The organism is Microbacterium sp. Y355 (assembly GCF_059445345.1).
Window position 1 is genome coordinate 1,145,115 of record NZ_JCAIUD010000001.1, and the last position, 22,079, is coordinate 1,167,193.

Annotated in this window: 16 protein-coding genes and 2 tRNA genes; 6 read left to right on the top strand and 12 right to left on the bottom strand. The window is 63.8% G+C overall.

Translation table 11 applies throughout. From position 1 onward, the window contains the following. Positions 1 to 47: 47 nt before the first annotated feature. Positions 48 to 1,808, top strand: coding sequence for a DUF4012 domain-containing protein (locus tag AC1C2O_RS05670; protein ID WP_495429465.1), 1,761 nt, complete (start codon positions 48 to 50; stop codon positions 1,806 to 1,808). A 149-nt stretch (positions 1,809 to 1,957) separates the two neighbouring features. Further along, complete coding sequence (locus tag AC1C2O_RS05675; protein WP_495429466.1) at positions 1,958 to 2,545, top strand: hypothetical protein; 588 nt, start codon at positions 1,958 to 1,960, stop codon at positions 2,543 to 2,545. A 167-nt stretch (positions 2,546 to 2,712) separates the two neighbouring features. Here the strand turns inward: AC1C2O_RS05675 and AC1C2O_RS05680 are convergent, their stop codons facing one another. The 6 genes from AC1C2O_RS05680 to AC1C2O_RS05705 form a co-directional block, all read right to left on the bottom strand. Continuing rightward, a complete protein-coding gene (locus AC1C2O_RS05680) occupies positions 2,713 to 4,164 on the bottom strand; it encodes an LCP family protein (protein WP_495429467.1) in 1,452 nt (483 codons plus the stop codon). Beyond that, complete coding sequence (gene purE, locus AC1C2O_RS05685; RefSeq protein ID WP_495431683.1) at positions 4,161 to 4,628, bottom strand: 5-(carboxyamino)imidazole ribonucleotide mutase; 468 nt, start codon at positions 4,626 to 4,628, stop codon at positions 4,161 to 4,163. The genes AC1C2O_RS05680 and purE overlap by 4 nt, the downstream gene beginning before the upstream one ends. 120 nt (positions 4,629 to 4,748) lie before the next feature. Beyond that, positions 4,749 to 5,870 carry a 5-(carboxyamino)imidazole ribonucleotide synthase gene (locus AC1C2O_RS05690; protein ID WP_495429468.1) on the bottom strand — a complete coding sequence of 374 codons (1,122 nt, stop codon included), beginning with the start codon at positions 5,868 to 5,870 and terminating at the stop codon, positions 4,749 to 4,751. A gap of 78 nt (positions 5,871 to 5,948) precedes the next feature. After that, a complete protein-coding gene (locus AC1C2O_RS05695) occupies positions 5,949 to 6,503 on the bottom strand; it encodes a PH domain-containing protein (protein ID WP_495429469.1) in 555 nt (184 codons plus the stop codon). A 70-nt stretch (positions 6,504 to 6,573) separates the two neighbouring features. Further along, on the bottom strand, positions 6,574 to 8,568 hold the full coding sequence (locus tag AC1C2O_RS05700; protein ID WP_495429470.1) for a biotin--[acetyl-CoA-carboxylase] ligase: 1,995 nt from the start codon (positions 8,566 to 8,568) through the stop codon (positions 6,574 to 6,576). A gap of 78 nt (positions 8,569 to 8,646) precedes the next feature. After that, positions 8,647 to 9,924 carry a CDP-glycerol glycerophosphotransferase family protein gene (locus AC1C2O_RS05705; protein ID WP_495429471.1) on the bottom strand — a complete coding sequence of 426 codons (1,278 nt, stop codon included), beginning with the start codon at positions 9,922 to 9,924 and terminating at the stop codon, positions 8,647 to 8,649. Between the two features lie 49 nt (positions 9,925 to 9,973). On the opposite strand from AC1C2O_RS05705, the gene AC1C2O_RS05710 reads away from it, so the two are divergent. After that, complete coding sequence (locus tag AC1C2O_RS05710; RefSeq protein WP_495429472.1) at positions 9,974 to 11,047, top strand: glycosyltransferase family 2 protein; 1,074 nt, start codon at positions 9,974 to 9,976, stop codon at positions 11,045 to 11,047. 189 nt (positions 11,048 to 11,236) lie between these two features. Here AC1C2O_RS05710 and AC1C2O_RS05715 read toward each other — a convergent pair whose 3' ends face one another. The 3 genes from AC1C2O_RS05715 to AC1C2O_RS05725 form a co-directional block, all read right to left on the bottom strand. Beyond that, positions 11,237 to 12,673, bottom strand: a complete 1,437-nt coding sequence (locus tag AC1C2O_RS05715) for a CDP-glycerol glycerophosphotransferase family protein (RefSeq protein WP_495429473.1) — start codon at positions 12,671 to 12,673, stop codon at positions 11,237 to 11,239. Next, positions 12,670 to 13,923 carry a CDP-glycerol glycerophosphotransferase family protein gene (locus tag AC1C2O_RS05720; protein ID WP_495429474.1) on the bottom strand — a complete coding sequence of 418 codons (1,254 nt, stop codon included), beginning with the start codon at positions 13,921 to 13,923 and terminating at the stop codon, positions 12,670 to 12,672. The genes AC1C2O_RS05715 and AC1C2O_RS05720 overlap by 4 nt, the downstream gene beginning before the upstream one ends. Positions 13,924 to 13,994: 71 nt before the next feature. Continuing rightward, the gene (locus tag AC1C2O_RS05725) at positions 13,995 to 15,440 is read right to left on the bottom strand and encodes a S1C family serine protease (RefSeq protein ID WP_495429475.1); all 1,446 of its coding nucleotides are present in this window, start codon (positions 15,438 to 15,440) and stop codon (positions 13,995 to 13,997) included. 98 nt (positions 15,441 to 15,538) lie between these two features. Here AC1C2O_RS05725 and AC1C2O_RS05730 point away from each other — a divergent pair, with 98 nt between their 5' ends. Beyond that, positions 15,539 to 16,741, top strand: coding sequence for an aminotransferase class I/II-fold pyridoxal phosphate-dependent enzyme (locus AC1C2O_RS05730; RefSeq protein WP_495429476.1), 1,203 nt, complete (start codon positions 15,539 to 15,541; stop codon positions 16,739 to 16,741). Between the two features lie 176 nt (positions 16,742 to 16,917). On the opposite strand, the gene AC1C2O_RS05735 is transcribed toward AC1C2O_RS05730, so the two are convergent. Beyond that, a complete protein-coding gene (locus tag AC1C2O_RS05735; protein ID WP_495429477.1) occupies positions 16,918 to 17,712 on the bottom strand; it encodes a carbon-nitrogen hydrolase family protein in 795 nt (264 codons plus the stop codon). A gap of 71 nt (positions 17,713 to 17,783) precedes the next feature. Here AC1C2O_RS05735 and AC1C2O_RS05740 point away from each other — a divergent pair. After that, positions 17,784 to 17,857 (top strand) — tRNA-Met (locus AC1C2O_RS05740). Between the two features lie 84 nt (positions 17,858 to 17,941). Here the strand turns inward: AC1C2O_RS05740 and AC1C2O_RS05745 are convergent. After that, on the bottom strand, positions 17,942 to 18,469 hold the full coding sequence (locus AC1C2O_RS05745; protein ID WP_495429478.1) for a VOC family protein: 528 nt from the start codon (positions 18,467 to 18,469) through the stop codon (positions 17,942 to 17,944). Positions 18,470 to 18,776: 307 nt separating this feature from the next. Here AC1C2O_RS05745 and AC1C2O_RS05750 point away from each other — a divergent pair. Then, positions 18,777 to 18,850, top strand: a tRNA-Met gene (locus AC1C2O_RS05750). 289 nt (positions 18,851 to 19,139) lie between these two features. Here AC1C2O_RS05750 and AC1C2O_RS05755 read toward each other — a convergent pair. Beyond that, entirely contained in the window at positions 19,140 to 22,079 is a 2,940-nt protein-coding gene (locus AC1C2O_RS05755; protein ID WP_495429479.1) for a UPF0182 family membrane protein, read from the bottom strand.

The window sequence follows — 22,079 nt, forward strand, 5'->3', positions numbered from 1 at the left end:
GCATATGAAAAACTCGTGACAGACGCCCCACGTGCTTGAATGCTGAGGTGAGCGACGGTCGACTTCCGGTTAGACGACGCTGGGTGCGATGGATCATCGGCGCAGTGGTGGCGTTTCTGGTGCTCGCCACCGGGTGGGTCGTGATCCGCGGAGTTAGCGCGGTCAGCGAGTTGCAGAACATTCAGACCTCGGCCTCGCAGATGCGCACCGCCATCGCTGAGGGCAACCTCGACAAAGCCGAGCGCATTGCGCCACGCATCGCGGATCATGCTGCGAGAGCGCACGGCCTGACCACTGATCTCATCTGGCGCGGCTTCGAGTTCGTCCCGTGGCTGGGTGCGAATTTCACGGCAGTGCGCGAGGTCGCAGAGATCGCCGACAGCATCGCCGCGGACGCCGTGACTCCAGTGCTCGAGGTCGCGAACGACATGGACCTCGCGAGCTTCGGCTTCACCGGTTCCACGCTTGACCTCGCTCCCCTTGCCGCAGTGGAAGCGCCTCTCGCCGCCGCCAGCGAGGCACTCAGCGCCGCTGACACCCAGGCCCAGCAGATCAACGCCGACGCGACGCTGCCCCCTCTGGCCGATGCCGTGTACGAGATGCGCGACGTCGTCACCGAGGCCGCCACCGTCGTGGGGGCACTGCACGGTGCATCCGTGCTGCTGCCGCCCATGCTCGGCGGCGAAGGCCCACGAACATACGTGGTCGCGATGCAGAACAACGCCGAGCTCCGCTCCAGCGGCGGTATCGTCGGATCTCTCGCGCTGCTTCGTGCAGAGAACGGTACGATCAGCATCGAGCGTCAGGCATCCACGCGAGATTTTCCACCACTCGATGAGCCACTGCCTCTGAGCAAATCGACAATCGCGCTGTTCGGGGACGGCCCGGGACGCCACGTGCAGAACATCACCAGCATCCCGGACTTCACAGACGCGGGCGAGACACTCGCCCTGCGCTGGGAGGGCCAGTTTGGTGAGAAAGTCGACGGCGTCGTCGCGATCGACGCCGTCGTGGCCTCACATCTGCTTGGGGCTACGGGAGACATTTCCTTCGGTCCGTTCACCGCGACGTCCGAGACGATCGTGCCCATCCTGCTCTCCGAGATCTATGCGACGATCGCTGACCCGATCGAACAGGATGCTGTGCTCAACCAGGCCGCAAACACGCTGTTCTCGGCAGCCCTGACCAGCGGAGAACCGCAGAAGCTGATCGGAGCGTTCGCCGCTTCGGCGGACGAGAACAGGATCCGAATCTGGAGCGCGCATCCGGAGGAGGAGAAGCTGCTCGCTGCCTCGAGCCTCGGCGGCGCACTTCCGGTCGATGGTCCTCGCGGACCGTATGTCGGAGTCCTCTTCAACGATGCCACGGGCGGCAAGATGGACTACTACACCGATGCGTCGATCAGCACGGCTGTCGGTGTCTGCCGGGGAGTTCCTACGACGCAGGTGCGCGTGACTTGGACGAACAACGCCCCCGCCGATGCCGAGCAATCGTTGCCGCTGTACGTCACCGGAAACGGCATCTTCGGCGTGTACGCAGGCTCGGTGCGAACGCTGATCGCCATCTACGGCCCAGAAGGCGCGACGGTACGCTCGGCAGACCAGGACGGTGAATCCGAAAGCGTACAGACCACGATGCTCGGCACCCGCAGCGTGGTGCAGCACGACGTCGAACTCGCCCCAGGCGAATCCTCCACGATCACCGTCTCTTTCGACGGCACCGGCGCCGGCGATCGTCTCACGAGAGTGCAGCACACCCCCTTGAGTGACACACCAGAAATCCCCCGTACGGAAATCATCTGCGAATAGTGACAAACGGCTCCGTCATGGGCTAATGTCATCAGCACTGGGGAATATTGGGCTCTAATATCCTGCCGTGGGGGCAGGAAGGGTCCACGCAGTCGAACGCAGGGGTGTGTTCGGGTGTGATTCCGCGTGTATCTCTCTGGGGGAGAATCATGCTGAAAAAACTGGCTGTAATCAGCCTAACCGCTGGCGCGCTCGTGCTTTTTGCACCTGCTGTTGCCTCTGCTGCACCGAATGAGTTCGCGCCATTCGTGTCCGACCCGTACGTCACGCCTCCGAAGGTCACCGTCGACTCGCCTGTGGTCGACACTTGTGAAGCCTCGACTGTCGTGTTCGGGTCCGGCTACTTCGAGCCCAACGAGAACGTTGCGGTCGGAGTCTCTGGTGTGGACGCAGCGAATGCCTCGTACTCGGGCAACGTCGCGAACACGGAGGGCGGGATGGTGCTCTCGTTCCGTCCACCCGCTGATGGCGCCGGAGCTTATGAGCTCGCATTCACCGCCAGCCGCTCTTACAGCGCGTTGATCACGGTGTCTCAGGGTCATGATGCCGCGGTGAGTTGCGGCCACGACCCAGGGGCCGCCCCCGCTGGCACGGAGTTGCCGCTGACCGCTGGTGGACTCGAGCTGGCCCTCACCGGCGGCGGAGTCTCACCGTGGGTACTCGGGGGCGGTGCTGTCGCCCTCGCGGCAGGAGGGGTGCTCATCGCAGCAGGAATTACGCGTCGCAAGCGCGCCTAGGTCGCGTTCGCCGCTTCGGCGGTGAGCGCGCGCCGGCGGCGACAGTCCCTCCCCCTCCGACTGTCGTCGTTCGGTGCCGTCCGGTGCATACCGGAAGGCCCACTGTTCGCCGCCACAGACGTGGGGTGGCAAGCAGTGGGCCATTGGCATGTCCTGGAACGGCTACATCACGGCTCAGGCGTCGGCGTCCCCGTCGGCGGATGCAGCGTCTGCTGGACGAGGTCGCGGATGTGCACGTAGTCCGGTTCGAACTCGTCGACTCCGTTCTCCGGGACGAGCTCGATCGGTGTGACTTCCTGTTCCTTCGCTTTCACCATCAGCTCTAAGAACTCCGAGAGCTTGTCTTTTGGCAGATCTGTATCAATCAGCACTGTGCCGGCTGCCGCAACGTCGTTGAAGCGCGTCAGCACGTTCTGCGGCGTGAACTGATCCAGGATCGCGACCTGCAACTCACGCTGACGCTCCATCCGGTCCCAGTCGCTGGTCGTATAGCGCGAGCGGGCATACCACTGCGCTGTGTCACCGTTCATGTGCTGCTGACCCGGCTCGATCCAGCCGATCGCCCATTCGTTGACGTCGGTGCCTGTCCACCCCTCGGGCGGTCCCCCCTTCGGCAGACGCTCTGTGACGTTGATGTCGACGCCGCCGAGAGCATCGATCATGGCGGCGAAACCGTTCATATCGATGAAGATGTAGTACGGAATCTCAATGCCGAGGATTCCCTCTGCGGCGTCCTTAGTCGCCTCGATTCCGGGTGACGATCCGTGCGAGGCCGCGTCCGGGTATAGCTCTGATCCCTCGTCATCACGGCAGACCTCAGCCGCATAACGGATGTGGTTCATCCAACCGTTCCACCCACAGGTAGAAGATGCCTGTCCTTGGAAACCATCGGGATACAGCGCCTGCATGGGGCTGCCGTCGCTGAATGGCGCGTGTGGAAGCTCGCGCGGAATGCCGACGATCGTGACCGCGCCGGTGGTGGCGTTGACCGAGACGACCGAGAGACTATCGAAGCGCATGGAATCGCGGCCGTCGCCGCTGTCGGCTCCCAGCAGGAGGATGTTGTAGTAGCCATCGCTCGGCTCCACGCTGGGGCCGCTCTGCCCGAAGATGTCATTGATCACGCCTCGGCTGGCCCCCGCAACGGATGCGGCATAGCCCGCGCCTCCGCTGAGAAGTCCGAGCAGTATCAGCGCCACTACAGGGATCGCAAGGCGTGAGATTGGTGGCACTTTCACCAGCCGGGCGAGGCGCACGGTGTCGATGGTGAGCACGACCCACAGCAGTGCATAGGCGATCAGGAGCACCTGAAGCGCGGTCAGAACGAACCAGTTCGTGGCGATGGTGATGAGGGCGGAGCGCCAGAACACTGCTGCGACGACGGCAACTACGACCAGAAACCAGCTGATCAGCGTCGCGATCAGACCGATGCGGCCGAGCTTGCGATTTCCGCCAGCGAGAGTCTGAGCGGAACCAGGCACGAGAACATTCATCGCGACCAGCCACCAGCCACGCCTCGCCATGAATGCCGGGTCGGCGGCATCCGGGTTGCGCAGCGGACGAGTCTCGATCACCGGATGCCGGGACCTACTCGTCGCGCGCGGCGCGGCCAGGGTCACAGGGAGTCCTTCAGCCGTTCGTTCTTCTCAGCAACCTGAGCCTCGAGAGTCTTCGCGTACTCCTCGATGCGGTCCGCAATCGCGGCATCCGATGCGCCGAGAATACGGGCCGCAAGAATACCCGCGTTACGCGCGCCACCGATTGACACTGTCGCAACGGGGATGCCGGCCGGCATCTGCACGATCGACAGCAGCGAGTCCATCCCGTCGAGGTATGCGAGCGGCACCGGCACGCCGACGACAGGTAGCGGCGTCATCGACGCGAGCATGCCCGGTAGGTGTGCTGCGCCACCGGCTCCAGCGATGATGACTCGAATTCCGCGGCCGCGCGCTTCCCGCGCGTACTGCATGAGCTTGTCGGGTGTACGGTGCGCCGAAACAACCTCGACTTCGTGCGCGATACCGAATTCGGTCAGCGCCTGAGAGGCGTCGCTCATTACTCGCCAGTCGGAGTCAGACCCCATCACGACGCCGACGACGGGCACGGAAGAGGAATGCAGTGGCTCGGTCACTTCCCCAGGCTAATCTCTGATCCCCTCATGTTCCCTGAACAACGCGCCCTCCGCTGGGTGCGAGTGGGGTGATTAAGCGAAATGAGCGGCCGCGGCACGCGCCGTGTAGACGACATCGTCGAGGTCAGCACCCGCGACATTCACGTGCCCCACCTTGCGACCGGGGCGAGCAGCTTTGCCGTAGGTGTGGATCTTCGCGTCAGGATGCTCGGCCATTGCCGCGTCAAAGCGATCCTCGAACGTGCCTTCCGAAGGCCCGCCCAGGATATTCACCATCACGCTCCACGACGCCCGCAACGATGCATCACCCAGCGGAAGGTCTGTGACCGCGCGCAAGTGCTGCTCGAACTGTCCGGTGACGGCGCCATCCTGACTCCAGTGGCCACTGTTGTGCGGGCGCATCGCCAGTTCGTTCACGAGGATGCGCTCATCGTCCGTCTCGAACAGCTCGACCGCCAGCATTCCGGTGACGCCGAGGCCCTCTGCAATCTGTCGGCCAATGGCCTCTGCAACCTGAGACAGGCGCTCGCCGGCACCGGGCGCTGGGGCGAAAACCTCTGCGCAGACACCGTCGCGCTGCACAGTCTCCACAACCGGGTACGCGACCATTTGTCCGCTGGGGCGACGCGCGATCTGCTGTGCAAGCTCACGGGTGAATGAGACCAACTCTTCGACGAGGAGGGAATCGCCCCCGAGGTCGGCGAACCAGTCCGCTGCTTCCTCTGCGCTTCGCACAACGCGCACGCCCTTGCCGTCGTAGCCACCGCGCGGGGTCTTCACGACGCCCTTTCCACCGTGATCGTCGAGGAATGCCTGCAGCTCATCGACACCGGCGACTGCCGCCCAGTCCGGCTGCGGCACACCGAGCTCCGTGAGCCGGGCCCGCATGACGAGCTTGTCCTGTGCGAACTGCAGAGCATCCGGGCCAGGGTGCACTGCAACGCCCTCATCGACGAGCGCCCGAAGGACGGCCTGTGGCACGTGCTCATGGTCGAACGTGATGACATCGACGTCTCGAGCAAAGGCGCGGACGGTGTCCAGGTCGCGATAGTCCCCCACAGCCGTGGCCGCTAGCTGTGCCGACATTCCCTCGCCCTCAGCGAGCACTCGAATATCGAGGCCGAGTTCAATCGCCGGAGCGATCATCATCCGAGCCAGCTGTCCGCCGCCGATCACGCCCACACGCAACGCCATTGAGTTCTCCGTTCGTTGCGTCCATTCTCCCGCATACCGCGAGGAGCTGAACACCGCACCCGGTTGCCCGGGCGCGGATCACCGCGCGGCGTCTGGATCGGACATCGCCTGCGCATCGCGGTGGGCGAGGATCTGGTTGACCTCGATCTGATCAGCAAGGGCTTCATGCACAAGGGTAACGTTCGGCACGTTAGCCAGGCGCAGCGGCGCTTCGACCCCATTGGACAGCGTGATGGTGCCCACGCCCCACAGCCGCTGCAGCAGGCCACGTCGCACACCGATCGTGTACCCGCGCACATGCGATATCTCGCTCCGTTGCCGCGCACCTATGCCGTGGTTCACGATCACTCTTCGCGTGGTCACCGTATAGCTGCGAGAGACCCAGACCAGGTACGGGATGAGCACGCCGACGATGAACAGCACAGCACCGGCGGAGATCAGCATCCAGTTCTCATACCCGGCCGGAAGATTGTCGTAGAAGTACGCGCCGACGCCCGATATGACAATCAACAGGGCGGCCGACCAGAACAATCGACGGGCATGACCGCGAAAGCGCGCGATGAGCAGCTCTTCGGCTTGCGCGCCCGGCGGCGGCATCATCGGCCGACCTCCGAGAGTCACTGGCTGTGTCATTCCTCCATTGTGCCTGCGACCTCAGACATCCTTGTCCGCGCTGCGGCGTGTCTAATCCGGAGCGCTCGGCTCAGCTCAAACGTGCGTGCACGACGTCACCGGCCGCAATGAGGTGCTCGATGCCGTCTACGTCCACGGCAAGTCGACCATCTGTCTCGAGTCGAGTTGCGCGCCCGTGCAGCGTTGATCCGTCCGGCAACGTCACATCCACCTCTCGATGAATCGTCAGGCAGCGCTCCGACGCCGCGCGAAGCAATCCGCTGGCGCCGGCGTCGCCCGCGGCGGCGAGCGCCGTCAGCGTCTCATCGAGGCTGCGAAGGTAGTCGGCAACAAGTCGATCCTCATCGACAACCGCACCGAGCACCGCAAAAGAAGTGGCGGTGGGAACAGGCAGCTGTTCCGTGGTCATCGCAGTGTTCACCCCCGCCCCCAGCACGACGGCTTCGCCGCTCGACTCTGCGAGGATGCCGCAGATCTTCTTCCCGTCCACCAGCACATCGTTCGGCCATTTGACGCCGACCTCATGGCCGGCGAGTTGTGCGGCCACCGCATCCGCCATGGCGACGCCCGCCGCCAGCGGAATCCAGCCGAAGGCCTCCGCATGAGCCGGGAGCTTGCGCAACAGCACTGAAATCGCCAGCGAAGCACCGGCCGGCGCGATCCAGGAACGATCAAGTCGCCCCCGACCCGCGGTCTGATTCGCGGTGAGGAGCACGGCCAGGTGCGGCCAGCCTTCGGCGTCTCCGGTATGTGCGCGCAAGTCGGCGTTCGTCGACGTGGATTCGGCTACGACCTCGAGTCTCGAGGCGAGGGCGGCGGCACGCGGAAAGCTCATGGCTGCCACTTTAGGTGCACCGACCTCCGCGTAATGCCACTCATCCCAATACGTCATGAGTTGTTCGACAGCAGAGTGAAATTTCGCGGTGGCAACTCCCGGCGTGGTGTCGCCGAAATAGTGCTGCGCCCACGTGCGCAGGCGGGTGATGGTGACGTCATCGGCGCGCACACGCTCCACTTCAGCGACGACATCGGCGTCAGTGGTGAGCCATTCGCAGTTGGCGAGATAGCCGCTGGTGTCCACCGTTGCGCGCGAGTCGACGGGACGAGTAACCATCAACGGTTTGCCTGTTGCGAGCCGGTCATAAATCATCGCAGAGATGTCCAAGATGGCTACATCCGCTGCCGCAAGCTGCCAGCCGATCTCCGGGCCGTCATCGTAAACATGGCACGCGGACGGATCAGAGGCATTGGCGCGAGCGATCGCATCGATGATCCGCCTGTTCGCAGCGCCGTATGAACCGTCGTTGACACCACTGCGCGGATGTGGTCGATAGATCACGCGGTGCCGCCCGGTCAGCAGCAACTCCTTGACGATTCGCTCCCCGTGGGTGATCACCGATCCGTAGCTCATCGAAGCGCGGTCGCCTTCCCACGTGGGCGCATACAGAACGACTTCCCGCTCATCAGACGGATACGGGGCCGCTGCCAGATAGTGATCTGCTTGCGGGCGTCCGATTGAAAACGTTCTGCGGTCGACGTCGTAGTCCCACTGTGTGCGCGAGAGTCGATCGTGTGCCGCCTGGCCAGCGATTAGCGCGAAGTCATACGCCTTGAACTGGTTACTCGCCATGTAGACCTTGTCGGATTCACCGTGGTTGATGAACACATGCCAACGCCGGCCGTAGCGGAACATCTGAAAGTTGCGGGTGTTCTGATTCACATAGAAGACGACCCTGATGTCCTGTTTGGCGATGAAGCGGTCGAGGTTGCGGACGGTCGGCACGAACGCCACCGGCAGCACGCCATCGTCAAGGAGCGCTTCCGCACCAACCGAGGAACGAGCGAGGACGACGATCGGCCAGCGCTTCGCCAGATCTGACAGCGGTTTGTACCACTGACGTATCTGGTACATGTTCACGTCGGTGTCAGCAAAATAGATCGCGATCTGGAACGCGCCCGGCTCGTGGATGTCCAGCCGTCGACGCACACGTTGTGTTGCAGAACGCGAAACCAGTGCGCGCTGCAACATACGAAAAGCATCACGGCCGTCTGAAAGAAAGCCCATCAGACCAGGGTAGGAGCTTGCCCTCCGTCAAAGCTGAGACGACTATCGGGTGAGGCGCGACGTTAGTCAGGCGCCGCGTTACTCTTCCTTCGCTTCTTCGTCGTCATCGTCTTCATCAGTGGGAACAGCGCCGATCTCGGCCTGCTGCCATTCATCCCACTTCGCCATGAGCTGCTCGATTGCGGCGTGGAACTTCGCGGTCGCCACCCCGGGCGCTGTGTCACCGAAGTAGTGCTGCACCCAAATGCGCAGCTTTACGATGGCGTCGTCGTCTGCACGCACTCGCTCAACTTCGGCGACGATGTCTGCCGCAGCATCCACTGTCAGCCACTCGCAATCGGAGAGGTATCCGCCGGTATCGATCGATGCTCGTGGGTCTACCGGACGCGTGATCATGAGTGGCTTGCCCGTGGCGAGGCGGTCGTAGACCATCGCCGAAATGTCGACGATGGCGACGTCTGCCGCAGCGAGCTGCCAGCCGAGTTCTGGCCCGTCATCATGCACGTGCTGCGCGCCGAGGTCGGCGGCATTGGCCGCTGCGATCGCAGCGATGATGCGGCGATGCGCTGCCCCGTAGGCTTCATCGACCACTCCGCTGCGCGGGTGAGGTCGGTAGATCACGCGGTGCGAGCCGGTCGCAAGCAGTGCGTTCACGAGCTTCTCGCCGTGGGTGGCAATTGATCCGTAGTGCGCGCTCGGGCGATCCCCCTCCCATGTGGGGGCGTAGAGCACGACGGTGCGCTCGTCCGGCGGATACGGCAGCGTGCCCGAGAAGTGGTCTGCCTGAGGACGCCCGATCTCGATGGTGCGTTGATCGAGGTCGAAGTCCCACAGCGTGCGTGCCAGACGATCGCGGGCTGCTTGCCCTGCTACCAGCGCATAGTCATACGCCTTGTACTGGTTCGTGGTCATGTACATCTTGTCGGACTCGCCGTGATTGATGAACACGTGCCAACGCCTGCCGTAGCGGAACATCTGGAAATTGCGCGTGTTCTGATTCACGTAGAGCACGATGCGGATGTCTTGCTTGCGAATGAAGCGCTCAAGATCACGCACCGTCGGCACGAAAGCCACCGGGGGTGAGTCTTCGACGAGGAGTTTCTCGGCGCCACCGGCGTTGCGCGCGAGCACGACGACCGGCCATTTCTTGGCGAGTTCGGCGAGCGGGCGGTACCACTGGCGCATCTGGTACATGTTGACCGCACCATCAGCGAAGTAGACGGCGATCTTGTAATGACGAGTTGGATGCGGCGGCTGAGACTGGAGGGTTCGACGAACGCGCTGAACGGCCATCCGTGACCGCAGCGCCCTTCGCAGGAGACGGAAGGACTTCTTGACATCTCTTACAGCACCCACGTGTCAAGACTACGCAAGCGGCACCCGTTCTCCGTGACATGATCGGGGGGTGGTAGAGAACGATTCGACAACGCCTTCGGAAGGTGTGTCGTTTGTCATGCCGGTATTGAACGAGCGTGCCTACCTCGAACATGCTGTCGCATCGGTGCTGGGGCAAGAGCTGGACGGCCCTGCGGAGCTCGTCCTCGCGCTCGGACCCTCAACCGATGGCACGACCGAACTCGCAGAGCAGCTCGCCGCGGGCGATGAGCGCATCCGGCTGGTCGACAACGCCGCCGCGCACATTCCCGTCGGGTTGAACGCCGCCATCCGCGCGAGCAGGTATCCGACGATCGTGCGGGTGGATGCGCACTCTGAACTCTCCTCCGGCTACGCGCAACGTGCACTCGCCACGCTTGAGCGCACGGGAGCAGCGAACGTCGGTGGCGTGATGCGGGCGGACGGTCGCACCCCGTTCCAGAAGTCGGTGGCCCGCGCTTACAACTCCCCCGTTGGCCTCGGCGGCGGGGCCTACCATGGCACCACTCACGAGGGCGAAGCAGAGTCTGCCTACCTCGGCGTCATGCGCCGGACCGTGCTTGACGAAGTCGGTCTGTTCGACGAGTCGATCCGCCGCGGTGAGGACTGGGAGCTAAACCTGCGCATTCGGCAGGCGGGATACAAGGTCTGGCTCGATCCGCAGCTGTCAGTGACCTACTGGCCGCGTGAGAGCTGGTGGCGACTGGCACGGCAGTTCCGCGCAACCGGTGCGTGGCGTGGCGAGCTCGTGCGTCGATTCGGGCGCAGCAACGGGGTGCGGTTCTTCGCGCCGCCCGCGCTGGTGCTGATTGTTGCGCTTGCTCTGATCGTCGGCGTGCTGCAGCTGACAGGGGTACTCGCCGGAGTGGCGTCGATCGTGGCATCCGTCGTGTACCTGCCGCTCGCGGCATACGCCGTGCTCGTGCTGGCGATGGCGCTGCGGCCCGGCGGCGGCCGGAGTCCGCGCGAGCGCATCTGGACACTCGCGGTGCTCCCCACCATGCACCTCGCCTGGGGCCTCGGATTCATCGTCGGAGTACTCCGGGGTGCACGTGACACCGTCGATGCTTCGCGCCTCGGCACGCAGAACACTCCCCTGCCGTAGCCGACGGTCTCCGCCGTCGGCGCGGATGGGTCGCACGTGGTCGCTCAGATCCCGCTGATGCGGCATGTTGCGACACCTCACGTGCGGGCGGCCCCGCGCAGGGGTCGCACATGGTCGCTCCGATCCGTCTGAAGCGGCGTGTTGCGACACCTCTCGCGGATCGCCGCGCGACCGGAATCCTCGACCCGGCTACGCGCGGACGAATCCGAGGTCGAGCAGACGAGACACCACACGTTCTGCGGCATGGCCGTCATCGCGGGTGTTGAACTGCTTTCGCCAGGCCGCATAACGCTCGGCGAAGAAGCCAGGCAGCGTGTCGTCCATCAGCGCATCGGCAAGCTGGTCCTGCGTCCGCACCAACGGTCCTGGTGCGCGCTCGGCAAGGTCGAAGTAGAACCCGCGCAGCTCGCCTCGATAGTGATCCAGGTCAGGCACCATGAAGTACATCGGCTTGCCCGTCACGCTGAAGTCGAACATCACCGATGAATAGTCCGTGATGAGGGCGTCCGCGGCCAGCAACAGTCGTGCTGTTTCCGGATAGCCGGTGACGTCGATGACGCGCGCACCAGACTGATCGCGTCCTGGGCGCAGCGTCCTGGAATGACCCCGCACCAGCACCACAGCATCCGTCTGTTCGGCAAGTCGCTGCAGATCGATGAAGTCTACGATCTCGATTCGGTCATCACGCCAGGTAGGCGCATACAGCAGCACGCGTTCGTCAGCGCCGATGCCCAGAGCCTTGCGCGTAGCGACCCCGTCCTGCGTCGAAAGCATGTCATTGCGGGGGTAGCCGTCGGTCCAGATCGGTTTTCCGAAGAACGCATATGCCTTTTTGAGAATGCGCTCAGAGTAGGTGTTCTGCGCGAGTAGCACGTCCCACCGGCGAGACTCCTTCACCACAGCGGCCATCCGGCGCGGGGCGAAGCCGGGGCGATGCAGTGCGAGCCGCTTGAGCGGCGTGCCATGCCACGTCTGCAGCACCTTCTGCCCGGACTTGCGGGCGAACCGCCGCCGCAGCCAGTCGTTCACGACGAGCAGTCGGGCTGCGCCGCGCGCATGCCACCATTCAGGACTTCCCTCGACCACTGCGATCGCACCCTCCGGCACGGGGACAGACAGGTCGACGACGCTCCAATACCGCGTGACGCTCGGCGCACGAGTGGCGAGCTCTCGGTCGATCGCGCGGGGGTTGCATCCCACGCTCTGCCCGTAGAAGCTCTCGAAGAAGACCGCGTTCTCGTCTCCTCCGGACTGAGCGACATAACGCTCTTCCAAAGTCGACTGACCCTCGCCTGTCAGGTAGATCGGATCGATCGGAGCCGCGATGTCGACGCGAGAACCCTGTTGAGTAATCCGCAGCCCTGGCAGCATCTCCGGGCCGACCGCGATCTCGTCAAGGGCGATTCCATCGATCCGGAGCTCATACTCGCCGGCGGGAAGCGGCAGCGCTTCCCCACCCCACCGAGAGATTCGAAGCGAGAACGTGGCCTTCCACGTCTTGCCACCGCCGGTGAGCTTCGCTGTGACGCGCGCCCTGGCACCGTCAAGGGTCGCCGTGGCCGGTTTCGGCCCCGTGCCTGCGATGATCAGACTCTCAGTCTGCTCATCAATGCGGGCGGTGGTCATCTTGCTCCCTTCGGCGCGGGGATCCCCCGCGCGCGGATTGCCTGGTACACACGACGAGTATTTCGTCCGTCGCGATACGCATGTACCTGTGCGCTGAGCGTAGTGGACTGCTGCATGCGCTCCGTGAATATGCGCTCGTCGGTCAGCAGCAGCTCCAGCTGATCGAGCAGCGCACTCCAGCCGGTTGCGGCGTCGGTTCCTGCAACATCTTCATAGCGCCCGTAGAACCCGCGGGTGCGGGCGTAGTCCTCGGCATCGGGCGCAAGATAGAGCACCGGCATGGCAAGCAGCCCCACGTCGTATGCGAGCGAGGAGTAGTCGGTGATCAGCGCGTCGATCCCAGGTAGCGCAGGCGTGACATCAGCGAGCACATCAGACCCCAGCATCCGCACCCTCCCGCTTGGAAGCGGCGGTTGGTATGCCCCAGCGCCGAGCGGATGCGAGCGCACGAACAGCACCGTGTTCTGCTTTTCGAGCAGGGCGATTATCCGTACCCATTCTGACGCGGTCGGCACTGCCGGGTCGTCTCCCCCGTCGCGCCAGGTAGGCGCGTAGAGCAGCCTCCGTGCGCCCTTCGGCAGTGTGTGCGTCACCTCAGCGAGCAGAGCGGATGCCGCATCCCGTCGTTCTGGTGCGGTGCCGGCTGACAGCACGTCGACTCTCGGTTCGCCGGTGACGATGACCCGCGAGTCTCCGAGCGCGAAGGCCGACTCGAGTCGTCCCCGTGAACGATCGGATGCCGCTGGCAGCACGCGAATCCGCTGTGCAGCGCCTCGATACAGCAGTCCGACGAACCGGCGCAACAGGGCCGCACCTGGGATGTTCGGCACCTGTGTCGTGGCAGGCGAATCAAGCCCGATTCGCTTGAGCGGGATCCCGTGCCACAGTTGCACGACGAAGCCGCCAGAGACGGCGTAACGGTTCACATCTCCGAGCCCGTGCGTGACGACGAGCACTCCCGCCCGTGCGGTTGCCCACCAGCCGCGCAGCGATGACTTGGAGATCGTCGAGATACCAAGGGCCGCCGCATCCACTTGCTCTCGATCGGTTGAGGTGAGCCACACGGCTTCGTGGCCCTCAGAGGTCGTAACCTGCCAGAGCGCAAGTGCGCCATCGCCGATTCCGGCGCCGCATCCGAACACCCAGCGGCGGCCCCTCGGCACAAGCAATGTTCCTATGCGTCCGACGGCATACAAAGGGATGCGCAGCAGCTTCGCCGCATTGCCGGAGCCAAAAGAGAAGGACGCCACCCCGCGAGCCTATCGCGGGGTGGCGTCCTTCTCTGAGAATCCGGTGGCCTTCGTCGACCTCCCGGTGCTACTTACAGTTCGAGTTCACCAAGAGTCACATCAGTCTCGAACGACTTGCCGTCGCGAACGTATGTGAGGGTCGCATCGCTTCCGGCTGCGGCGGCGCGCACCTGAGCGGTGAGGTCAGTAGCGCTGCTGATCGGAGAGCCATTGAAGTTCGTGACGATGTCACCCGCCTTCAATCCCGCCTCGGCAGCCGCGCCGTCAGGTGATGGCTTGACAATGGCGGCACCCGCAACATCGGCATCCGCGATGGAGGCGGCATCCTGCACCGTTGCTCCGAGCAGGCCGTGCGTTGCCGCACCGGTCTCGATAATCTCGCTGGCGACGCGCTTTGCGATGTTCGACGGAATTGCGAACCCGACGCCGATCGATCCGGACTCCTCAGCGCTTCCTGCGGTCGCGATGGCCACGTTGATGCCGATGAGGTGGCCCTCGCTGTCCACCAGCGCACCACCGGAGTTTCCGGGGTTGATGGCGGCATCCGTCTGGATCACAGCGATCGAGATGTTCTGGGTCGCACCCTGCGTGTTCGTGCCGGGGAGGTCGAACTGGAAGGGGCTGTCCTGACCAGAGTCACCCTGGTCTTCCGGGGCATCCTGCTCCGCAGATTCCGGCAGTGCTGCCGAGGCAATCTGGATGCTGCGGTTCAGCGCGCTGACGATTCCGGTGGTGACCGAGTTCGACAGGCCCAGCGGCGCTCCAACAGCAACAGCGGTCGAGCCGACGTTGATGTCGGACGAGTCCGCAATGTCGATGGGCGTCAGCCCTTCGGCATCCTCAAGCTGGATGACAGCGAGATCGTAGATCGGGTCGGTGCCGACGATCGTGGCGTTGTAGATGTGGCCGTCGGAAGTGGTGACCCTGATCGCGGGGTCCGCTGCGGCGCCGCCGAGGGTGACGACGTGCGTGTTGGTGACGACGTAGCCGTCCTCGCTGAGGATGACGCCCGAGCCGCTGCCCGATGCGCTGTCGCCGGCGACTTCGATCGTGACTACTGACGGCAACACCTTCGTGGCGATCGCCGTCGTCTCGTTGACAGATCCGGGGTTGTTCACCGTGATGTTTTCGGGGCCGCTGGCCGTGGTGCCGGTGGGCTGCGCCCACAGGGTGTTACCGAGATAGCTGGTTCCCAGCCCCACCGCGCCGCCGCCGACCAGGGAAGCTGCCACGATTAGCGCTGCGAGCTTGCCAGCGCCGAGGGGCTTCTTCTCCTTGGACTTCGTCTCGACCGGTGCGATCGGAACTGTCGCGCCGGGTGCAGCGCCGTACTGGTACTCGGGCGAAGGGATGCCGAAGGCTGCGCCCTGCGGTGCCGACGGCGCCTGGGACGACTGCGGCGCGCTGGGCGACGTGAATGCGGTAGGGATCTCGTGGCCGGCACCGCTGCTTACCGGCAGCTGCGGTGCAGGCTGCTCGGACGCGGCGGTCTCGTTGGGAATGTTGTCTTCGTTCATGGTCTGCTCCTTCAACAACGTCTTTTCAGAGTGCCGGTCGTAGCTGTGTGTTCGTTATGGTCACGATGGGTGTCCACTATGGCCTTAGCCTGGTTTCCATGAGTGCTATTCCCGGCGCCTGGCGGCGCACCGCGGCTGGAGCCGGACTTCTTTCACCCGAGGGCGTCGTGGCGCCCACCATCTTTGCAGAGATGTCTGCGGCTGCGGTGAGAACCGGTGCAATCAATCTTGGCCAGGGGTTTCCTGACGAGGATGGTCCCGCCGAGGTGTTGGACGCCGCTCGCGCCGCGATATCGCAGGGCATGAACCAGTATCCACCCGGACGCGGGTATCCCGACCTGCTCGCGGCGATCAGTGAACACCAGCACAGGTTCTACGGTCTCGAAGTAGACCCAGCGACCGAGGTGATCGTGACGGCCGGCGCAACCGAAGCGCTGACCGCGACGTTGTTGGCCCTGATCGACTCGCCCGATGACGAGGTCGTCGTGTTCGAGCCGTACTACGACTCGTACGCAGCCGCGGTGGCACTGGCCGGCGCGCGGCTGCGCACCGTTCCGCTGCGCCGAGGAGATTTTCAGCCGGACCTCGAGGTGCTCGCAGCATCCGTCACTGATCGCACTCGGATCATCCTCGTCAACGACCCGCACAACCCGACGGGTGTGGTGTTCACTCCAGAGGTGAAGACCGAAGTCGTTCGCCTGGCGCACCAGCATGACGCGATCATCGTGACGGATGAGGTCTACGAACACCTCACCTTCGCGGCTCCCCATGTGCCGCTCGCAACGCTGCCCGGCGCCGCAGAGCGCACGCTGACGATCTCCTCCGGCGGCAAGACGTTTTCGGCAACGGGGTGGAAGATCGGTTGGATCCACGGCCCTGCCGACCTCATCACCGCGGTACTGACCGTCAAGCAGTACCTCACGTACGTGAACGGGTCAGCGTTCCAGCCGGCGATCGCCGTTGGCCTGCGGATGCCGGATGCTTTCTTCACGGATGCCGCGGCTACCCTCGCGCGCAAGCATGAGATTCTCGGAGAAGGTCTCCGCAGCGCAGGCTTCGAAGTATCCGCCCCACAGGGTGGATACTTCACGGTTGCGGATGCCACAGCGCTCGGAGGATCGGATGCGGCGGCCTTCTGCCGCGCGCTGCCGGAAAAGGCAGGCGTGGTCGCGATTCCGATGAGTGCGTTCGTCAGCCCCGAGCACCAGGGCGACTACTCGGGGCTCGTGCGCTTCGCGGCATGCAAGAAGGTCGAAGTGCTGGAAGAGGCCGCTCGACGCCTCGCCGCGGCCTCGTTCTGAGGGGTAGCTCGTCCGGCGGGTGTCGCACATTGCCACCTCAAGCCCAGCGAAGCGACCATGTGCGACACCCGAGTGGCGCGCCCAGCCCGCCGCCGCCGCTGAGGGGTCGCAGATCGTCGCCTCAAGCCCAGCGAACCGGCCATGTGCGACACACGAGAGCCTGCCGCGTTCGCGCGTCAGCGCGGCACGACACGATAGCGACGCAGCCGCAGTACCGGGTTGACCTCGCGTACGCGGGTGATCGCTTCCTGCGCGATCTGCGCGATCGCGATGCCCTCGCCCGTTCCCACTCCTGCGATCACGACACCCTGCGGATCGATGATCTGTGAATGTCCGACGCCGATCGGTGTCGGGTGATCAGCGGCGACGACATAGACGGTGTTTTCGATTGCGCGCGCGGCCAGCAGTGTCGTCCAGTGGTGTTCCTTGAGCGCACCGCGCACCCATTCGGCTGGCACGACGATGACGTCGGCGCCGGCATCCACGAGCGTGCGTGCGACTTCGGGGAACCGCAGGTCGTAACAGGTCATCATCGCAATGCGCAGGCCATCGACGTCGAGCGTCTGCGGGTCGCCGAGCTCACCGGCTTCGATCCAGTCGGATTCGGTCTGCCCGAATGCGTCATAGAGGTGCTGCTTGCGATAGGTCGCACGCAGCCCGGTGGTATCGACGGCGACCAAGGTGTTGCGCACGCGCTCCCCCGCCGCTTCCACAAGCCCGGCGATGACCGTGATGTCATGAGCGGATGCCGCCGCCTGCAACGACCTCACGAATTCTCCGTCCAGAACCTCGGCGTTGACCGCAAAGGAAGCATCCATCGGATCGGCGAAGTAGCTGGAGTACTCAGGGAAGACGATCAGCCGCGCTCCCCTGCCCGCGGCATCCGCCACGAGCTCCGTGATGCGCGTGCGGTTGTCCTCCCGCACAGCGGTCGGACGGAACTGGCACACGGCGACGAGGAGCTCGGACATACTCCCTATCTTCGTGCATCGCTGCCGGTGGCGTCCGGCACTCAAAATCCGTACTAAGCTATAAGACGTGACGCGGGGTGGAGCAGTTCGGTAGCTCGCCGGGCTCATAACCCGGAGGTCGCAGGTTCAAATCCTGTCCCCGCAACTTGAGAAAGGCTCCTGATCAGGGATTTATCCCGATCAGGAGCCTTTTGCTTTGCCCTCTTAGTCTGCGAGTGGCCCAGTCGACTCAGCGCACGGGTGCGCTGCTTCGCCCCTCGGCTCGCCCGGTCATCTCTGCGTCGAAGGTCTCCTGCGCGACGCGCATTTGCTCGGCGTACACCGGATCCTGCAGCCGCTCCCACATCACATCTTCTGGTACGTCCTCGATGTGGGTCATGACCCACCAGATGTTGCCGAACGGATCTTTAATCCGTCCGCCGCGCTGACCAAAAGCGCTGTCGGCAACCTCGGTCACGATCGTCGCGCCCGCAGCGACCGCCTTCTCAAAGACGGCATCCGCGTTTGGTACCCACACGCGCAGGAGGCTTGGCATTGCGGGCCATCCTGGGGCTCGGTCGAAAGCCAGCACGACGGTGTCGCCGATCCTGATCTCACCGTGGCCAATCGCCCCGCCCTCGGTCGCCACGCGCCCGAGTTCTTCTCCGTCGAGCACTTGGGTGACGAAATCAAGGAATGCTCCGGTATCGGCGGTGGTGACCCAGGGTGCGACGGTTGTGTAACCGTCCGGGGCGGAGTTCTGCAGCGTTGGGGACATGTTCGGTTCCTTTCGGGGCGTTTCGCGGTTGTCAGCAACCATAAAAGTGAAATAGGTCAATTTCTGTCCTAGATGAATTAGCGGCCCGAAAGGAACCACCGTGCGCCCGCTCGTGTTGCTTCACTGCTGCAGATGTCACCCATCGCACTGTGTCCACTGCGAAAACTGACCATCGGCTGTGAGACCGTGCGACGTCTTCTGAGCGATGAGCCAGATTCCTTGCAACCACAGGGATGAACACCGTCAACACGCCCATCCGGCGGCGATTGGATTTGAACCTAAACAGCACGTAAACTATTAAACGTGCCGCGGGGTGGAGCAGTTCGGTAGCTCGCCGGGCTCATAACCCGGAGGTCGCAGGTTCAAATCCTGTCCCCGCAACGAGAACGCGACACAAAAAGGCTCCTGATCAGGGATTTATCCCGATCAGGAGCCTTTTGCGTTCCGGAGCCGTATTTATCGGGCAGCGTTGATCGGGCAGCGTAGGCATGTGGGAGCACGCTGCGTTTGACTCCGCTCACCCACCGACGTCCTCCGCCTGCGGCGTCCTCTCCCCCGATGGAAGAAGAAATTCCCGACTGAGATCAATATCTCAACCGGGATTTTCTTCTCGCATATGCGCGGGCGAACCCGCAGGGCGGCCCAGGCGGGCCGGCCCGCGGGCCGTCGACTATTCCGTTGCGGTCTCGAGTGCCAGCAGCTCGGTGATCGCGGCTGTGAGGCGCTTGTCCGCCTCGGCGAACTTGGTGAGGTCACCGGCCTTCAGCGCCGTGTCGCGGTCTGTCAGCGCCTGCTGCGCGTCGGCCAGAGCCTGCTCGCGAGCGTCGCCACCAGTGCCGGGTTCGGGCTCCGTGCCGCCTTCCGCAGGAGGCTCTGTGCCACCCTCTTCAGGAGGCGTCGTTCCCTCATCACCAGGATCTATCGGCTCCACTGTCTCGTCGCCGGCGGTCGCACCCGAGTCACCGCCGAAGATCACGTCGAGCGCCTCGGTGAGAGTGTCTTCGAAGGCGATGCTGTCACCGAACGTGACCAGCACCTTCTGCAGCAGCGGGAGCTGTGTGCCCTCCGACGACTGCACGTAAACCGGCTGCACGTAAAGCAGACCGCCACCGACAGGCAGTGTAAGCAGGTTGCCGTACTTGACCTCTGACTCACCCTGCTGCAGCAAGTTCAGCTGCTGCACCACGGCCGGGTCGGAGTTGAACGTGTTCTGCACCTGACCGGGGCCAGGCACCGTGGTGTCGGCATCGATCTCCAGCAGGTTCAGCTGACCGTAGCCCTCTGCCTTCTCGCCTGCGATGGCTCCGGCATCCGAATCGACGGCCAGGTAGCCCAGCAGAACGTTGCGGCTGGTTGTACCCGCCGCGGACGAAGGAATGAACGTAGAGAACATCGAGAACCGCGGCGAATCCTGACCGGGCATCTGCATGGACAGGTAGTACGGCGGCTGCAGCTGGGTGCCGTTGCGCGGATCGTTCGGCGTCTGCCAGCGGTTGTCCTGCTGTGCGAACGAACCAGCGGTATCCACGTGGTAGACCTCGAGGATCTCGCGCTGCACCTTGAACAGATCGGTCGGATAGCGCACGTGACTCATCAGATCTGCCGACATCTCGCTGATCGGCTCAACCGTCGCGGGGTATACGCTCTCCCACGCCTTGAGGATCGGGTCCTCGTCATCCCATGCATACAGCGTGACGGTGCCGTCGTAAGCATCGACGGTGGCCTTCACCGAGTTGCGGATGTAGTTGATGTCATCGAGCGCGAACGTTGGTGCCGTCGTGTTCGAGTCGGTGATCGCATCAGACAGGCTCACGCTCGTCGAGTACGGGTACGTGGAGCTCGTGGTGTAGCCGTCGACGATCCAGACGATGCGACCGTCCACAACACTCGGGTACGGGTCGCTGTCAAGCTCAAGGTACGGGGCGACTTTCTGCACACGCGTGACCGGGTCACGGTCGTAGAGGATCTGCGAGTCATCGTTCACGAGGTCGGAGAACAAGACCTCTGCTTCCTGGAACTTCAACGCGTACAACAACTTATTGAAGGTGTTGCCGATGGACGGGCCGCCGTCGCCTTCGAAGGTCGTTTTCGTCTCGTTCGCGCCGTCTTCACCACGCGGATAGTCGATCTCGACGTGGTCTGTCCCCTCCGGGGCCCCGACGATCGAGTACAGCGCAGAGTCTTCACCGAAGTAGACGCGAGGCTCGAACTTCTCGCTTTTTGTCAGGAAGCCATCCGAGGGGATGCCTCGTTCGAGGAATACCGGCTCGCCCTCGCTGGTGCGCTGGTTTCCCGCTGCGACCACAAGGCCGTAGCCGTGCGTGTAGACGGCGGTGCGGTTGTTCCAGTTGTTGCTGTCGCCAAGGCGGTTGACGTCGAGCTCACGAACAGCCACCACGGTGTCCTGCGTCTCGCCGTCGATCTCGTAGCGGTCGACGTCGAGCGTCTCATTGAACTGGTAGTAGCCACGGAACTGCTCGAGCTGCTGCACAGTCGGGCTGATGATGCTCGGGTCGAGGATACGGATGGACGCGGTGGTCTCGGCGTCCTCACGGAGCTGGCCTGCCTTGGCATCCGTCTCTGCCTTGAACGGTGTGACCTCGATGTCGGCGATGTCATATGCCTGCTTTGTGCCGTCGATGTTGCGCTGGTAGTACTCGGCCTGGAAGCTGTTCTGGTTCGGGCGCACCTGGAAGGTGTCAACAACCCACGGGTAGCCGATGCCGACAACGAGGGATGCCACGAGCAGCAGTCCGGTGGCCACCAGGGGGAAGCGCCAGCGACCCATGATCGCCGTGACGAAGAAGAGGATTGCCACCAGGATCGCGAGAATCGCGAGAATCGCCATACCCGGGATGGTCGCGTTCACAGCGGTATACGCGGCGCCGGTGATGCGATCCTCTTCTGCGACAAGTGTCTTGTAACGATCAAGCCAAAGGCTCGCCGCCTGCACCAGCAGGTAGAGGCCGGCAAGGATGGCGAGCTGAATGCGCGCTGCCTTCGAGATACGCAGCTCGCCCTGACCGATGCGCACGGAACCGTACAGGTACGAGACCAGCGCTGTCACGATCAGGCTCAGCAGGATGACAGCCGAGACGAACGCGAGAAGGATCGAATAGAAGGGCATCGCGAACAGGTAGAAGCCGGTGTCCATCCCGAACTGCGGGTCGACCTCGCCGGTGGCGGCGCCATTGAACCAGAGCCACACGGTCTGCCAGTTGCCCGCCGCCGCGAAGCCGGCGAACAGGCCGAAGAAGATCGGCATGCCCCACATCGCGAGGCGACGCAGGGGCTCGATGACCTCCTGATACCGGTCAAGCTGCGAACTCAGTCGCACGTAGACCGGGCGGAGGCGATAGGCCAGCTGGATCACGACGAACAGCGGTACGGCCATCCCCAGGAACCCCACGACGAACATCAACGCGGTGGCGAGCCACTGCGTTGTGAGGACGTTCGTGAACTCCAACTGGTTGAACCAGAGGAAGTCAGTGTAGAGCGAAGCGAAGACGAAGAACGCCGCGATGATCGCAGCGATGATCACCAGCGATATCGTGATGATTCGTCGAGAGGTATTGGGCGTGGCCGGATTCGGCGCCGAGGTCGTGGTCAC

Coding starts and splice junctions, on each gene's coding strand:
- AC1C2O_RS05700 (WP_495429470.1), bottom strand. CDS start 8,568: ATGGGCTTTCTTTCAGACGGCCGTGATGCTTTTCGTATGTTGCAGCGC.
- AC1C2O_RS05725 (WP_495429475.1), bottom strand. CDS start 15,440: ATGAACGAAGACAACATTCCCAACGAGACCGCCGCGTCCGAGCAGCCT.
- AC1C2O_RS05745 (WP_495429478.1), bottom strand. CDS start 18,469: ATGTCCCCAACGCTGCAGAACTCCGCCCCGGACGGTTACACAACCGTC.
- AC1C2O_RS05735 (WP_495429477.1), bottom strand. CDS start 17,712: ATGTCCGAGCTCCTCGTCGCCGTGTGCCAGTTCCGTCCGACCGCTGTG.
- AC1C2O_RS05675 (WP_495429466.1), top strand. CDS start 1,958: ATGCTGAAAAAACTGGCTGTAATCAGCCTAACCGCTGGCGCGCTCGTG.
- AC1C2O_RS05730 (WP_495429476.1), top strand. CDS start 15,539: ATGAGTGCTATTCCCGGCGCCTGGCGGCGCACCGCGGCTGGAGCCGGA.
- AC1C2O_RS05695 (WP_495429469.1), bottom strand. CDS start 6,503: ATGACACAGCCAGTGACTCTCGGAGGTCGGCCGATGATGCCGCCGCCG.
- purE (WP_495431683.1), bottom strand. CDS start 4,628: ATGGGGTCTGACTCCGACTGGCGAGTAATGAGCGACGCCTCTCAGGCG.
- AC1C2O_RS05715 (WP_495429473.1), bottom strand. CDS start 12,673: ATGACCACCGCCCGCATTGATGAGCAGACTGAGAGTCTGATCATCGCA.
- AC1C2O_RS05690 (WP_495429468.1), bottom strand. CDS start 5,870: ATGGCGTTGCGTGTGGGCGTGATCGGCGGCGGACAGCTGGCTCGGATG.